At 59.8% G+C, this 11,681-nt stretch carries 16 protein-coding genes; 11 read left to right on the top strand and 5 right to left on the bottom strand.

Going from position 1 to position 11,681, the window contains the following annotated elements; all coding sequences use genetic code 11:
* Positions 1-6 precede the first annotated feature (6 nt).
* The 8 genes from QRM57_RS13260 (at position 7) to QRM57_RS13225 (ending at position 6,193) form a co-directional block, all read left to right on the top strand.
* Positions 7-1,086, top strand: a complete 1,080-nt coding sequence (locus QRM57_RS13260; protein ID WP_284986960.1) for a hypothetical protein — start codon at positions 7-9, stop codon at positions 1,084-1,086.
* Position 1,087: 1 nt separating this feature from the next.
* Positions 1,088-1,876 carry a hypothetical protein gene (locus QRM57_RS13255; RefSeq protein ID WP_284986959.1) on the top strand — a complete coding sequence of 263 codons (789 nt, stop codon included), beginning with the start codon at positions 1,088-1,090 and terminating at the stop codon, positions 1,874-1,876.
* A 62-nt stretch (positions 1,877-1,938) separates the two neighbouring features.
* A complete protein-coding gene (locus QRM57_RS13250) occupies positions 1,939-2,412 on the top strand; it encodes a hypothetical protein (protein WP_284986958.1) in 474 nt (157 codons plus the stop codon).
* Positions 2,412-4,031, top strand: a complete 1,620-nt coding sequence (locus QRM57_RS13245; protein WP_284986957.1) for a hypothetical protein — start codon at positions 2,412-2,414, stop codon at positions 4,029-4,031. Before QRM57_RS13250 ends, QRM57_RS13245 begins: the two co-directional genes overlap by 1 nt.
* A gap of 22 nt (positions 4,032-4,053) precedes the next feature.
* Positions 4,054-4,377 carry a hypothetical protein gene (locus QRM57_RS13240; protein ID WP_284986956.1) on the top strand — a complete coding sequence of 108 codons (324 nt, stop codon included), beginning with the start codon at positions 4,054-4,056 and terminating at the stop codon, positions 4,375-4,377.
* Positions 4,361-5,071, top strand: coding sequence for a collagen-like domain-containing protein (locus QRM57_RS13235; RefSeq protein WP_284986955.1), 711 nt, complete (start codon positions 4,361-4,363; stop codon positions 5,069-5,071). The genes QRM57_RS13240 and QRM57_RS13235 overlap by 17 nt, the downstream gene beginning before the upstream one ends.
* An 8-nt stretch (positions 5,072-5,079) precedes the next feature.
* The gene (locus QRM57_RS13230; protein ID WP_284986954.1) at positions 5,080-5,895 is read left to right on the top strand and encodes a M23 family metallopeptidase; all 816 of its coding nucleotides are present in this window, start codon (positions 5,080-5,082) and stop codon (positions 5,893-5,895) included.
* Positions 5,896-5,899: 4 nt separating this feature from the next.
* Complete coding sequence (locus QRM57_RS13225) at positions 5,900-6,193, top strand: hypothetical protein (protein WP_284986953.1); 294 nt, start codon at positions 5,900-5,902, stop codon at positions 6,191-6,193.
* A 54-nt stretch (positions 6,194-6,247) separates the two neighbouring features.
* Here QRM57_RS13225 and QRM57_RS13220 read toward each other — a convergent pair whose 3' ends face one another.
* Entirely contained in the window at positions 6,248-6,373 is a 126-nt protein-coding gene (locus QRM57_RS13220) for a hypothetical protein (protein ID WP_284986952.1), read from the bottom strand.
* A 128-nt stretch (positions 6,374-6,501) separates the two neighbouring features.
* Here QRM57_RS13220 and QRM57_RS13215 point away from each other — a divergent pair, with 128 nt between their 5' ends.
* On the top strand, positions 6,502-7,770 hold the full coding sequence (locus tag QRM57_RS13215) for a prolyl oligopeptidase family serine peptidase (RefSeq protein ID WP_284986951.1): 1,269 nt from the start codon (positions 6,502-6,504) through the stop codon (positions 7,768-7,770).
* Between the two features lie 211 nt (positions 7,771-7,981).
* On the top strand, positions 7,982-9,631 hold the full coding sequence (locus QRM57_RS13210; RefSeq protein ID WP_284986950.1) for a hypothetical protein: 1,650 nt from the start codon (positions 7,982-7,984) through the stop codon (positions 9,629-9,631).
* Positions 9,632-10,001: 370 nt separating this feature from the next.
* On the opposite strand, the gene QRM57_RS13205 is transcribed toward QRM57_RS13210, so the two are convergent.
* The 3 genes from QRM57_RS13205 to QRM57_RS13195 are packed head-to-tail and all read right to left on the bottom strand — an operon-like array spanning position 10,002 to position 10,919.
* Entirely contained in the window at positions 10,002-10,262 is a 261-nt protein-coding gene (locus tag QRM57_RS13205; RefSeq protein ID WP_211711672.1) for a hypothetical protein, read from the bottom strand.
* A gap of 7 nt (positions 10,263-10,269) precedes the next feature.
* On the bottom strand, positions 10,270-10,407 hold the full coding sequence (locus tag QRM57_RS13200; RefSeq protein WP_211711671.1) for a hypothetical protein: 138 nt from the start codon (positions 10,405-10,407) through the stop codon (positions 10,270-10,272).
* A gap of 17 nt (positions 10,408-10,424) precedes the next feature.
* Complete coding sequence (locus tag QRM57_RS13195; protein ID WP_284986949.1) at positions 10,425-10,919, bottom strand: hypothetical protein; 495 nt, start codon at positions 10,917-10,919, stop codon at positions 10,425-10,427.
* A gap of 52 nt (positions 10,920-10,971) precedes the next feature.
* Between QRM57_RS13195 and QRM57_RS13190 the strand changes: the two genes are divergently transcribed.
* Positions 10,972-11,358: a hypothetical protein gene (locus QRM57_RS13190; RefSeq protein WP_284986948.1), complete on the top strand. Its 387-nt coding sequence runs from the start codon at positions 10,972-10,974 to the stop codon at positions 11,356-11,358.
* Positions 11,359-11,360: 2 nt separating this feature from the next.
* On the opposite strand, the gene QRM57_RS13185 is transcribed toward QRM57_RS13190, so the two are convergent.
* Complete coding sequence (locus QRM57_RS13185; RefSeq protein ID WP_284986947.1) at positions 11,361-11,603, bottom strand: DUF3263 domain-containing protein; 243 nt, start codon at positions 11,601-11,603, stop codon at positions 11,361-11,363.
* Positions 11,604-11,681: the final 78 nt, after the last annotated feature.

The raw sequence follows: 11,681 nt of genomic DNA, 5'->3' as shown, positions 1-11,681 counted from the left end.
GGCCCTGTGGCGTGGAAGGTCTTCTCCGTCAGCACGTCCGCCTGGGGTGACCGTATCGAGGTCCCGGCGGATACCTTCTCCGGCGGCCGTCAGCTGAATGCCACATCCCCGGGCGCAGCAACGTTTCTAACCAAAAACGCGAAGGTGCGGGAAGTCGTCACCCCTGTGACCATGGCTAAGCTTCGGCGGGCTTTGGTAGTCGAATGGAACCGGACCCCTGTTTACGCTGGCCTGATCGTTGACACCGACCGAGACGTTTTCACGGGCGTGCTGGAAGTTCAGCTGGCGGATCTTTGGTGGATCTGGAAATCACGGCACGTGCTTCCTATGCACGGCGCCGGCGTGGAGAAGCTCCCGCCGCTGGTCTTTACCGGGCATCTGGCGACCATCGCCAAGAAGGCCATTCAGGAAGGCATGGACGCGGCACCCTTGGCGCGGTATGACCTCCCCATCGTCTGGGAGGACGACCTGCCGGGGCCGTACACACGCGAGTACTACGGGTACAAGTTCCCCAGCGTCGCTGATGCCCTTGACGAGCTGATCAAGACGGATGGCGGTCCGGACATCGATTTCCCACCGCAATGGACTCCTGACTACAAACTCCAGTGGGCCATGCGTTCCGGGAACCTGGTCAGCGGTTACTGGGAGTGGGACGCCACCACGAAGAAGACGGACATTATCGGCATCAAGGAAAAAGGGTCCGGCGCGAACGTGGCCAACAAGGTCATCGGCACGGGCGAGGGAAGCGGAGAAGACATCCTGGTGAAAGCCGAGGAATCCTTCGCGACATCCGACTTCCCCGCGCTGGAACGGGTGGTGTCCTATTCCGGGATCAGCAACCGTGACCAGCTCGCGGCCCGTGCGCGGGCTGATGTGGAAGCGCAGAACGAGCCTACCCAGCAGCTGAGCCTCAGTATCCGCCCGGACGGCGTTGTGGCACCCTCTGAGCTGCTGCTTGGTGGGACCGTGCGCGTGAACCTCAAAGATGCCTTCTACGTGCCGAACGGCTGGAGCGACTGGCGGCTGCTCGGCTTCACCTTCAGTGAGGACTCCGTGGACCTCCAACTTCAACAGCAGGGAGGCTGACATGACACAGATCCAGAACCTGGAGAACGACCCTGTCATTCAGCGGCTCGTGCAGCGTGTCCGGCAGCTCGAGTACGCCTCGAACCAGAACAACATGGCCATCGGCCGCAGCGGGCTTCGGGTTCACAGCGGCGGCGTGATCACCATCGAAAACGGCGGCCTTGTGGTTACAGGAACCGCTGAAATCATCGGCCGGCTAATAGCTTCCGGCCTGGTCACCTTCATTGGGGATGTCGTGATCTCGGGGCCATTGGACGTATCCGGAAATGTCGACGTCTCCGGGGTTATGACGGTCCTCAACAACTTGGAAATTGCATCTGGCGGGCTGTTCAAAGCGGGAGACATCGAACTCCGGCCAGACGGGTCAGCGAAATTTGGCACCATGGAGATCGACCCGACAGGGAAAATCACCAGCGGTTCCGCGAAGATCAACCCGGACGGATCTGCGGAATTTGGATCTTTCAGGATCGCGGCGAACGGCAACCTGACATCTGAGGGCACTTTGGACATCAAGGGTGCTACCACCTTGAACAACGATCTGACCGTGGCCGAGGGCAAGAAGATCAAGCTTGGCGGACTGACGCTGGAGAACACTGGCGCGGGCGGGACCACGATAAACATGCCTAACGCATCTGTTTCGTCCGGAGCTCTGGGGATGCTCCTTGTCAGCTCTGTAGCGCTGCAGCTCGGAGCGCCGAAGGTAGTCATCTCTGGGTTGCCCACGACGACGCAGCCAGCAAACATCCGCGTGGATCCCTCCACGGGCGAACTCTTCCGTGTGACTTCGTAAGGCGAGGACACCTAAACGACCAAGCACCCTAAGGGGTGCTTTTTTATGCCCAGGAGGCCCCTATGGCAGTAGTGAGCGGAAACATCAAGGACGTCGTGGGCGCAAGCTTCACTGGCAAGTTCCCCCAGCTCCTCTTCACGCTCAACGCCCCGCAAACCAAAGAAGGCGGGGTCATCTTCCCGCGGGAGCCAGTCAAGGTCACGCCGGCGGCTAACGGCTCTTGGTCCGTCGACCTCGCGCCCACCGTTGAAATGCTCGATGACGCTTGGTACACGGTCCAGATCGTCTGGGTGAAGTCCATCGTTCCGCGCACTTTTGGTGGCTACAACTTCCCGGACTGGCAACTGCAGGTGCCGCTCACTGGTGGCGCGTTCTCTGACCTGTTCGGGAAGCCGCCGAAGAACACCCGCATGGTCTACGTGTCCCTTGCTCCACCGACTGACCCGCGGCCGTTCACGCTCTGGCTCAAAGACGACCCCAGCGACCCGGCCAACCCGCTCAACACGGGGAACGTCTACGAATGGAGTAAGTCCTGATGGCTACTTGGAAGTGGGCGTTCCTCGCCAACGTTCGCGGGTCCCAAGGCATCCAGGGCCCCCCGGGTGATGCGTCTTCGTGGAAGCCAAACACGCCGTACTTAGCGAATCAAACGGTCATCTCCCCGAACGGTGACGTTGTCAGCGCCAAGGTGGGTTTTACGTCCGGCGCGGCGTACGACGCTGCCAACTGGAACATCGTCAACAAGCCCCTAACGGTTCCGAACGGCACGGACTGGAACACTGTCGTTGACATGCGCCAGTACCGGGTGGACAGCTTCACCAACGCCCTGACGATGACCAACCTGCCTCCCGTTCCGGGCGGGTTCGCTGGTCCAATTGATGTGTTGCCGGTCGCCCCTGGGCGGGTGGCCCAGATGGCTATCGAGTATGCGACGTCAAACCCTGGCCGGCTCTGGTCGCGCATGCAGAACGTCAACGGATCGTTCACTACGTGGGAGACGGTGGCGTCACAGAGCTCCTTGGTTGTGTCTGGTCAGGACCTCAACACCTTGCCTCCTGGCCGCCACCGCACCGAGACCTCGACGATCGCCACGAGCACACTGAATAACCCCGGGGTTGTGAATCCGTTCGAGATCGACGTCAAGCGCGTCTCGGTCGCGAACGGCGTCACCATGCAGGTCCTCACTGAGTGGAGCCCTACCGGGCCCATCATTTCCCGCCGCACGAGCCTCAGCAACGTCTTCCAAGCGTGGGCCACAGACGCACCAGTGAACCCGTCCCGGACCGTCTTCGACGCATGGGGAGACTCCCTCACTGAGGGCGGCGGCACCGGTCAGACTTGGCTGGCGTCCGAGGCGTGGCCGGCACGAGCGGCGACACTGCTGCCCGGCACCACGGTGAACAACCGTGGACGCTCCGGCGATACCACGGATGAGGTTCTGATTCGTATGGGCGTCCACCAGCTCTACTTCACAGTCACCGGCGGGTCTATCCCGGCATCTGGCGCTGTGGCTGTGGTGACAAAGTTCAAGTCCTTCATCCCGAGAGATCGTGCCTACGCGGGCTCATTGGCAGGCATTCCTGGCACTCTCGCGTTCACGTTCGCAACGAATACCTGGACGTTCACCCGGACCAACAGCGGCGCCGCACTCACCGTCACAGGATCCACCCTGTTCGTCAGTGGGCAGAACCTCGTGAAGACCACACCGTTTGTGTTCTGGGCCGCCCGTAACGACTGGGACTTTGTCGTCAACGGCCTCGAAGGCGTGATGGCAGATCACATCTTGGCGAACCACCGCAAGGTGCTGGACTTCCTGCCCGCTGGCGAGAAGCGCGTCCTGTTCTTCGGACCAACGCTTCGCTCAACCGAGACCGCTGGAACCGCTGGCCACACGCGTGTGTGGGCACTCATCAACCAGATGAAGTACCTCTACCCTGGCACGTTCTACAGCGTCATGGATTACCTCATCGGACCGGCTCTTGCCGATGCGGGCATCACGCCGACCGCTGCTGACACTGCTGCCATCGCGAACAAGGAAGCGCCACCGTCCATCTTCATCCCCGGTGACACCACGCACTTCCGCAAGGAGATTGCTGACGCCATCGGCCGTTTCTTCGCTGCCCCGCTCATCACCGCCAAAGGGTTCGTGAACTAGCAATGACAGGACGGATACGCGTGTGGAGCCAGCGCTCATCACCGCCATCGTCGCAGGTCTCGCAACCTGCGGCGGTGGCGCCTGGAAGCTCATCGACCGGGCAGACAAGAAACGCGAACGCAGGGAGATTGCGGTGGAGGAACTACTGAAAGCCAGAGTCGCCTCCCTCGAAGCTCAGCTCCAGAAGCAAGCCAGCGATTTCGAGAAAGAACGCCGGCGGAACAAGCGGTACACATCCCGTGTGAAGGCGACGGCCGGCAAGTGGCGGGACCAGTTGCTCGTTCATGATCTCCAACCCGATCCCGCCGAATGGCCAACGGAGGATGAGCATGACGACACTGAATGATCCAGAGCTTCAGGCGGCCGCATCAGCGGCGGCCAGATCGCGACAGGCTAGCAAGAGGACACAGCTTCTCCTTGCTGGTCTTTCGTTGCTGCTCCTTGCGGCTGTCGCCGTTGCTGGGTGGCTGGCTTTCGACAATCACCGGCTGGCTGAGGTCAATGCCCAGTACGGGGCGACGCAGGCGCAGGAGAAACAGAACCTCGCACAAGCGGCCACGGACGCTCTCTGCCAGACCACAGACCAAACTGCAGCCGCTTCTGAGACCTGCCGGAACCTCGAACGCGCCGCTACGGAACCGACACAGGGTCCTCAGGGCGTCCAAGGCATCCAAGGCGTCCCCGGCCCCCAGGGCATCCCCGGTGAGAAGGGCGGCAAAGGGGACACCGGAGCTGCGGGAGCCGCTGGCGTTGCCGGAACCAATGGCACAGATGGAAGTGACGGCGTGAAGGGCGCTGACTCCACCGTGCCCGGACCACCCGGCCCACAGGGCGAGCAAGGCCCGATAGGTCCGGTCGGCCCGGCGGGACCTGCGGGCGCTGCAGGGGCGAATGGTGCCAACGGAACTGACGGGCAACCAGGCGCATCTCCTTCGTCAATCACATTCTCGTCAGGCCCGATGGCCGGGTACACCTGCACAGCGGACCCGCCCGGCTCCAGCACCTACACCTGCGCTGCCCCGGCCGCGCCAAAAACATAGGAGTGCCAATGGGCAAATACGCATACCCACTCGAATCCAAATGGCCGATTTCCTTCGTTGCTGGGATCGTCCGTTCGTTCGGCTCTGCCCCCGGCGGCGTGAACCCTGACGGCGGGCATACTGGCGAGGACCGGGCCGCGCCCAGCGGAACACCGGTCTACGCACCTGCTGACGGCTACATCGAGTTCGAACAGTTCTGGCTGACCCTGGACGGCTCTGATAACCCCTGGCTCATGACGGCGGGCGGCGGGCTCACTGTCGGGCTCCAGGCTGACGACGGCGGGCCACTTTTCATAATGGCGCACCTCTCAGCAACGCTGATCAACCGAGGCCAGCGAGTACGCAAGGGCCAACTCATCGCACTCACAGGCAACTCCGGAATCTGGACCACTGGAGCCCACCTCCACTTCGAGGTAATCCCGGCCCGCCCGAACTACAACAACGGCACCTATGGCCGCGTAAAACCGGCCCTGTACTGCACCGAGTACCCAGACCAGATCCGCGGCGCCTCCATCGGCCCCGCTGGCACAATCACCACAACTCCCCAGGAGGACGACATGCCCGATATGCACACGTTCCTGAACACCGCGGCCTTCACCGGCGGCCCGACCATCTCCGAGCTGTTCGTTGACGTCAAGGCTGCCTGCAAGAAGGTGGATGCCATCCACGAAGCAATCTTCAACAACGAGGGCACCAACAAGTCCATCATCGGCGGCGAGTCCCTGCCGAGCCTCACCAACAAGAACGACCTCAAGATCCTGGACCGCCTGGACGACCTTGAAGAAGTCATCCAGAACGCGGTCAACGCACAGGGAAAGGCATAATCCAATGGCTGATCACATTTTGTCCACGCAGGAGCGCAACCCGCGCTCCGCTGTCCTGCGAACGGTGTTCGCTGTCGTCGCACTGGTACCGCTGCTCAATGGCGTCCTGCTGGCGACAGTCGAGGCATTGAAGCCGTATGAGGTGTACCTGCCAGCCTGGGTTTTCCCGGCGCTCAACGGGATCCTCGTGGCAATCGCGGCTCTCACTGCGCTTGTCACCCGTGTCCTGGCCGTGCCTGGCGTCAATGACTGGCTCCGGAAGTACCTGCCGATCCTTGCTCCGGAAGACAACCAATAAGCAAAAGACCCCCACTCTCATTGCGAGGGTGGGGGTCTTGTTGGCTTTGTTTGATCAATTGATCCCGCCGGGGTATTCGTGCACTTTGAGTTCGTCCTGATCGAACGGGCCTACGAGGCGTTCAGCTTCCGCTTCCACGTCCGTGTGTTCCTGATCGATGGACTGATGCAAAGTAGTCATAGGGCTAGGTTACCATTCTCACCGTGGAACGGCGTGTTCCCACCGTAGTAGTGGCCAAGTGCCAGCATGCCCCCTACTCGTTGGTAGCATTGGCCACCGAATAGACCCTTCAAACATAGGCAACAAGTATGTCGAACAAGATCGCGGCCGCCATGGACGCAACTCTTACACTTTCTGATGTTTCACGTGACCCTGAGTTCTCTTCGAGAGATCGAGTTATCACGTCTGAGACGACGCGTGGTCTTGGCATAGAGGCGTTCGGCAATTTTGCGGCGGAACCGAAGAAACTGCTTTGTTTCCTGCCGTCAGCCCAGCGGAAAGATGCCCCTCCGCAGGCGCCCTTTTACCCGCGTTGGTCCTGGGCCTCAGGCTTCCCCGAATGGGACGTTCTCTCATTGAGCGACCCGATGTTGAACTCGTCTCCAGATCTAGCCGCCTCATGGTTCGCCAGTTCGGAGGAAGACATAGTTTCCGAACTAGCGGCATTCATCAAAGAGTTCTGCGAGCGACGCGGGATCAACATCGCAGATGTTGTCCTCTACGGCAGCTCAATGGGCGGGTACGGCGCGCTGATGATTGCAGCGGAGCTCAAGGTTGCGCGGGCAGTTGCGGAAGTACCGCAACTGGACCTCCTGCAGTACCCGGACAAGGACTCCTTGGCGGATGTAGAGAAAATGGCCCTCCAAGGGCGATCTCTGGCCAGCCTAACGGAAGAACACCCGGAAAGAACCAATGTCTACGAGCGACTGTTGTCAACGCGGTCGGTGCCGCCTATGACGATCATTACAAACCGAGGGGATAGCGCCTTCCAGGAAACGTTGGAGTTCGTGGATCGAGTGCAGTCCCTTGCGGACCAGTCTGATTCTGTTGGCTCCGTTTCGCTCCATCTGACGTCGCGGAATGAAGGTCATAGTGTTCAGCCGACTCCTTTCATGCTTCAGTTTCTGAAATCTACTGCAGAGATCCCGGCGCCAACGACGACCTACTTTCCTCCCGTCGAGGGCGAAGCCCGTCGATTGGCATTTCCACTATGGCACGTCGAAGATGGCGATTCCTGGGGCGAACGTGATTTGAATGAGTCGGTTACATGGGTCAAGTGGACCGGCGAAAATGAACTCCGAATAGCATTTGATGTTGAGAACTCTGCCGCCGCGAGCACAAAGGGCATGGTATTCAGCGTCGCGGCCAAGGGATCAACTCACGAATCCCTCACTCAGCAGGGCTTCCACTTCTCGACTTACCGCGGTGTCGGATACTTCAAGTACGTTGAGTTGCCCGCAGGTAGCTCTACGCAAAACATCAGTGTCCGGCTGGAATCGGGAGCATCGATTGAGGCTATCGGACTTGCTGCATGGGATGTGAAGAGTCCTTTGGTCCGGGATCTCCGGCTTTCTTAGGGACGGATTTCCCAGCCAAGGGAACCATTCTGTAGTTGATGTGACGCACTGCGAGGACAGACACCAAAGGGACTTGTCAATTTTGTCCAAGGCTGTTTGCGATCTTGTGTTGGTTATGAAGATCCCCGTCAAGTCCTTGAGTTTGGGTTCCCTGCGCGTCATTCTTTTGCCATAGGTCCAAGGTCTCACCCTACGAGCCCGAGGATCCATCGTGGAAAAATTCAGGACCAAGTCGTCCTCTACGAGTCCCATCAACGTTCGGCATTTCGCCACTTCTCTCTTCGCCGCCTTCGTGTTGCTCATCGGCTGCATTCAAGGGCCCGGCGCCCAAGCGGCCCCAACCCCTGTGTACCCCATTAGCGGATACTTCATCTTCGGCAGCACGAATGACGCCGCAAACACCGCCAAACTAACCGACATCAAATCCGTCGGCGGGGATACCGTCATCACCTTCGGGGCATACCTGAAACCCTCAACGCTCGCAGCAGTTCCACCGGAGTGCTCAATATCGGGCGTCAACTGTGCAACCGCAGCGGCTTCCGGGGTCAAGGTAAACCGATATTTCAGCTACACCGATGGGAACTCATGGGGTGCGCCTGCACTTTCATGCCCCAGGGACAAGACTGTAACCAGTGGCACGACCGTTTACACAGTCATGGTCATTCCTACTCAGGGAACGGGCTGCAACTCGTCCGATGGCACCTATGACGTTGTCGTCATCACCAGCGGAACCACTTCCACATCTGTTTCCGTAGCCAAGGCGGCTACAGCCCTTGGGATGAAGGTGTACGTCGGCATGCCCTCACCCGTGAAGCGGACGGACCTAACCTACCTAGTGGACCTTTCTTACCAATCAACCTTCAGCGCGTTCACCAACCGCTTCCTGCAATTCCAGGGAAAAGTGAACAACGTGCCAGGCCTCGCCGGCTACTATCTCTACACGGAAATGCCCGTCGCAGACGGGGGCTTTTGGGACTCAACACTTGCCCTCTACAGCCTTCAGAACGCCGCGATTGCCAAGTACCAGCCGGGCCGCGCCGCACTGGTGAGCCCCTACATCGCTGCCCGCAATGACACTCCGGGCCGCCTCACCCCGGACAACGCCCGCGAAGCAGTGCGAAAAATCGCCGGGACGGCTAATGGCGTGCGTCTGGCCATCGCGCCTCAGGACGGCATGGGGACAGGAAACGGCGGGTCGTTCTTCGGCCACGAAGCCGGTGCCAGCGTAGACCCATACACAGCCTCAATCGTCGGCAACGGTACCTGGGGCGAAAAGTACACAGCATCGAATCGCGACTTCTTCCTCGCCATGGCCGACGGCGTTGAAGGCACCGGCGCTGAACTATGGGCCAACATGGAAGGCATGGCGCCAGGCACCAGCCAGAACACCTGTGACGGCAACTACCGTGGCCAGAGCACTAAAGCACGGCATGACCGCCAACTGCAGCAGATCGGCAACTACCCCGTGAAAGTGATCTCCTACATGTGGGACCCCTTCTTCACTTGTCGGGGAACGTGGGCTCCGATGCTGGACCAGATGAGGGCGGGCAGTATGACACCAGTTATCACTGACTCCATCTTCCCCTCCTCAAGTGGAGATGTATTGGTCACTGGCCAAAACTTGAGTGGCGGGACCATACAGGTGAAATGGACCGACCGTTCCGGCCGAACGTTCGACAAGACCGTCGCGGCAGTGAACTACAACCCGAACTACGGCAAGCAACTTGGCATCAATCCCCGACTGGAATCTGTAACCGCCAAACTGGGAAGCACATCCCTAGGCTCGGGCAAGTACGTCTACATCAATGTGGTCAACGGATCCGGCGTCAGAAACGACGCGCCGTACTCTGATCGGGGCTAGCGCAGAAGAAGGGAAGCTCGCCACAAGACTAAGGCCCCCACACTCTCTCGCGAGGGTTGGGGGCCTTTTTGACGTTATGTTGACGTTATGTTCTTGGTGGACCGTGCCAGTAGGAGTCTTTGCAGGATGGGCAAAACCACATACCTATCTCGTGCTTCCAGTCCTTCCCGTCACCGTTCACTGCTGCGTTGCAGTGATCACATGTCCGGTCCACCGGCGGTTCATCTTTTGTTGTGCTTTCAAGCCCCATGAAATGAACATAACCGGACATCCATCGGTTCGCGTAATTTGACTTGCGCTGTGACTGGAACTGTCGTACACGCGACAGTCAGGCCCCTGACCATTCTCGGTTGGCCAGGGGCTGGAACGACTATTTGCGCAGGTCAGAGGGTGACTTCTTTAGGTACTCAGATACCTCACCGAGGCTGGTTCCAAGTTCCCGTTCTAGGCGTTTCAGTTCTTCCAATGCGCCCCGCCGTGCGGTGTCGGCCGCGCGGTCCTCCTCGATGGTGGCCTCGCCGTTACTCCAGCGGAGGTGCACCTTCTCCCAAGCAAGCTGCAATTCCTCGTACGTCCTGGACGCTGCCAGGAGGGTTTGGATAGTTTCTTCGGGGATCTCTTTGTCAGTCATTCGAGCATCATGCCAGATCAGTCCGGATGACGATGGCTTTGAATCCCTCGGGCACCAGCTCCCGGGCCGCGGCTAGAGCGGACTCGTAATCTGGCTGCACAGCGGACACCTGTCCGGTCTCGCCCTGTTCGTTTTGAATTGTCAAGGTCACTTCCACGTACGTCAGGAACCCTTTCTGATCTGTCTAGGCTTACGCCGGAGTGATGGCTTGTGGTCACGAATTTTGCTCGTAGCCAGGTCGACCGGATCCTGCTTCGGGAAATCGCCCTGGTCCCCAGTTGTGATGTCCCGAAGCCCCTCAGCATATTCCTCGAACTTTCTCAGGAACTTCTCTGCTTTGTCCCTGAGGCCCACGTCGCCGCATGCCATGAGTGCATAAGCGGAGGACACAACCGTCCGGTACCTTGCACTTAGGTCGGCATTCTGTTCCTTGGACAGATGCCGCAGATCATTTCTCGCCCGGTTCTTGTTCTCTGCGTACTCAACGTTCCGGACGTAAAGCAGGTACTGCGAAACGGACGCAGCGAACAGCACTTGGCGTTCCCTGATCTTATCTATTGCGTCAGACCGGCTCTTTTGCTTGGCGATGGCCCATTGAATTCCGCCGCCGACACAAGCGCCGGCCAGCCCGATAGCGGCACCGATTATTTCTTCCATGGAAGAACGCTACCGGGTCACCTCACGCCAGCCATTTTGGCATGATGGTGTGATGACTGGATACGACGCCGAGACGTTCGAAGCCGAGGCTCTGGCCGGGGACTGGAAGGCGGCCGTGTCGGTCCTCGCCAGGTCCAGCGTCCGCCCAGAAGTACTGGAAGCGCTAATGACACCTGACGCTCACTTGGAGGTCGTCCTGGGCGTGCTTGGCCGTCCCAGCGTGACTGCGGAGCATCTAGCGTGGGCTGCAACGTTCGATAACGCGCAGATCCTCGGACGCGTGGTGTCCAACCCAAAAACGCCGCTTCCACTCATCCGGGAGATCAGGGACCGAGTAGCTGACAGGGATGCCGCCATTTGGGTGCGCCTGAGGGAGTACGCCGACAGGATCCTGGACCGGGCCCAGCGCGAAACGGGCCTGCACGGTGGTGGCCGCTAAGGTCAACGAACTTGAGTGAGCCTGCTGCCGGTTCGTTTCGGCGGCCGGCGGCGATTGCTGAGCAGCGCCACGGTCTGCGGACAATATGCGACGGCAGACTCTGTCCGGATAAGGTGGTTCATTTCCTGCCAGTACCTAGTGGGTGTCATCCCGAAGCGTTCCATGGCTGCCGTGTCGAGCGAGCCCGCATGTTTGAAGTGTTCCCCGGCGAGGTCGAGCATGGCTTTTTGTTGGTCAGTGAGCATCCCGGACAGCCTACGGCTGAGGCACGACAGAATTGCGTCACGAAGATAGGGGCGACTCGCCGGGGTTTTTATGGAATT

Origin of the sequence: Arthrobacter sp. fls2-241-R2A-172 (assembly GCF_030208885.1) — a bacterium.
Lineage (GTDB): Bacteria > Actinomycetota > Actinomycetes > Actinomycetales > Micrococcaceae > Arthrobacter.
This window is presented reverse-complemented; position numbering and strand designations above follow the sequence as displayed.

What these genes read in the sequence shown, in the direction of transcription:
- QRM57_RS13255 (WP_284986959.1), top strand. Translation starts at nt 1,088, where the DNA reads ATGACACAGATCCAGAACCTGGAGAACGACCCTGTCATTCAGCGGCTC.
- QRM57_RS13250 (WP_284986958.1), top strand. Translation starts at nt 1,939, where the DNA reads ATGGCAGTAGTGAGCGGAAACATCAAGGACGTCGTGGGCGCAAGCTTC.
- QRM57_RS13245 (WP_284986957.1), top strand. Translation starts at nt 2,412, where the DNA reads ATGGCTACTTGGAAGTGGGCGTTCCTCGCCAACGTTCGCGGGTCCCAA.
- QRM57_RS13235 (WP_284986955.1), top strand. Translation starts at nt 4,361, where the DNA reads ATGACGACACTGAATGATCCAGAGCTTCAGGCGGCCGCATCAGCGGCG.
- QRM57_RS13230 (WP_284986954.1), top strand. Translation starts at nt 5,080, where the DNA reads ATGGGCAAATACGCATACCCACTCGAATCCAAATGGCCGATTTCCTTC.
- QRM57_RS13225 (WP_284986953.1), top strand. Translation starts at nt 5,900, where the DNA reads ATGGCTGATCACATTTTGTCCACGCAGGAGCGCAACCCGCGCTCCGCT.
- QRM57_RS13220 (WP_284986952.1), bottom strand. Translation starts at nt 6,373, where the DNA reads ATGACTACTTTGCATCAGTCCATCGATCAGGAACACACGGACGTGGAA.
- QRM57_RS13215 (WP_284986951.1), top strand. Translation starts at nt 6,502, where the DNA reads ATGTCGAACAAGATCGCGGCCGCCATGGACGCAACTCTTACACTTTCT.
- QRM57_RS13205 (WP_211711672.1), bottom strand. Translation starts at nt 10,262, where the DNA reads ATGACTGACAAAGAGATCCCCGAAGAAACTATCCAAACCCTCCTGGCA.
- QRM57_RS13195 (WP_284986949.1), bottom strand. Translation starts at nt 10,919, where the DNA reads ATGGAAGAAATAATCGGTGCCGCTATCGGGCTGGCCGGCGCTTGTGTC.
- QRM57_RS13190 (WP_284986948.1), top strand. Translation starts at nt 10,972, where the DNA reads ATGACTGGATACGACGCCGAGACGTTCGAAGCCGAGGCTCTGGCCGGG.
- QRM57_RS13185 (WP_284986947.1), bottom strand. Translation starts at nt 11,603, where the DNA reads ATGCTCACTGACCAACAAAAAGCCATGCTCGACCTCGCCGGGGAACAC.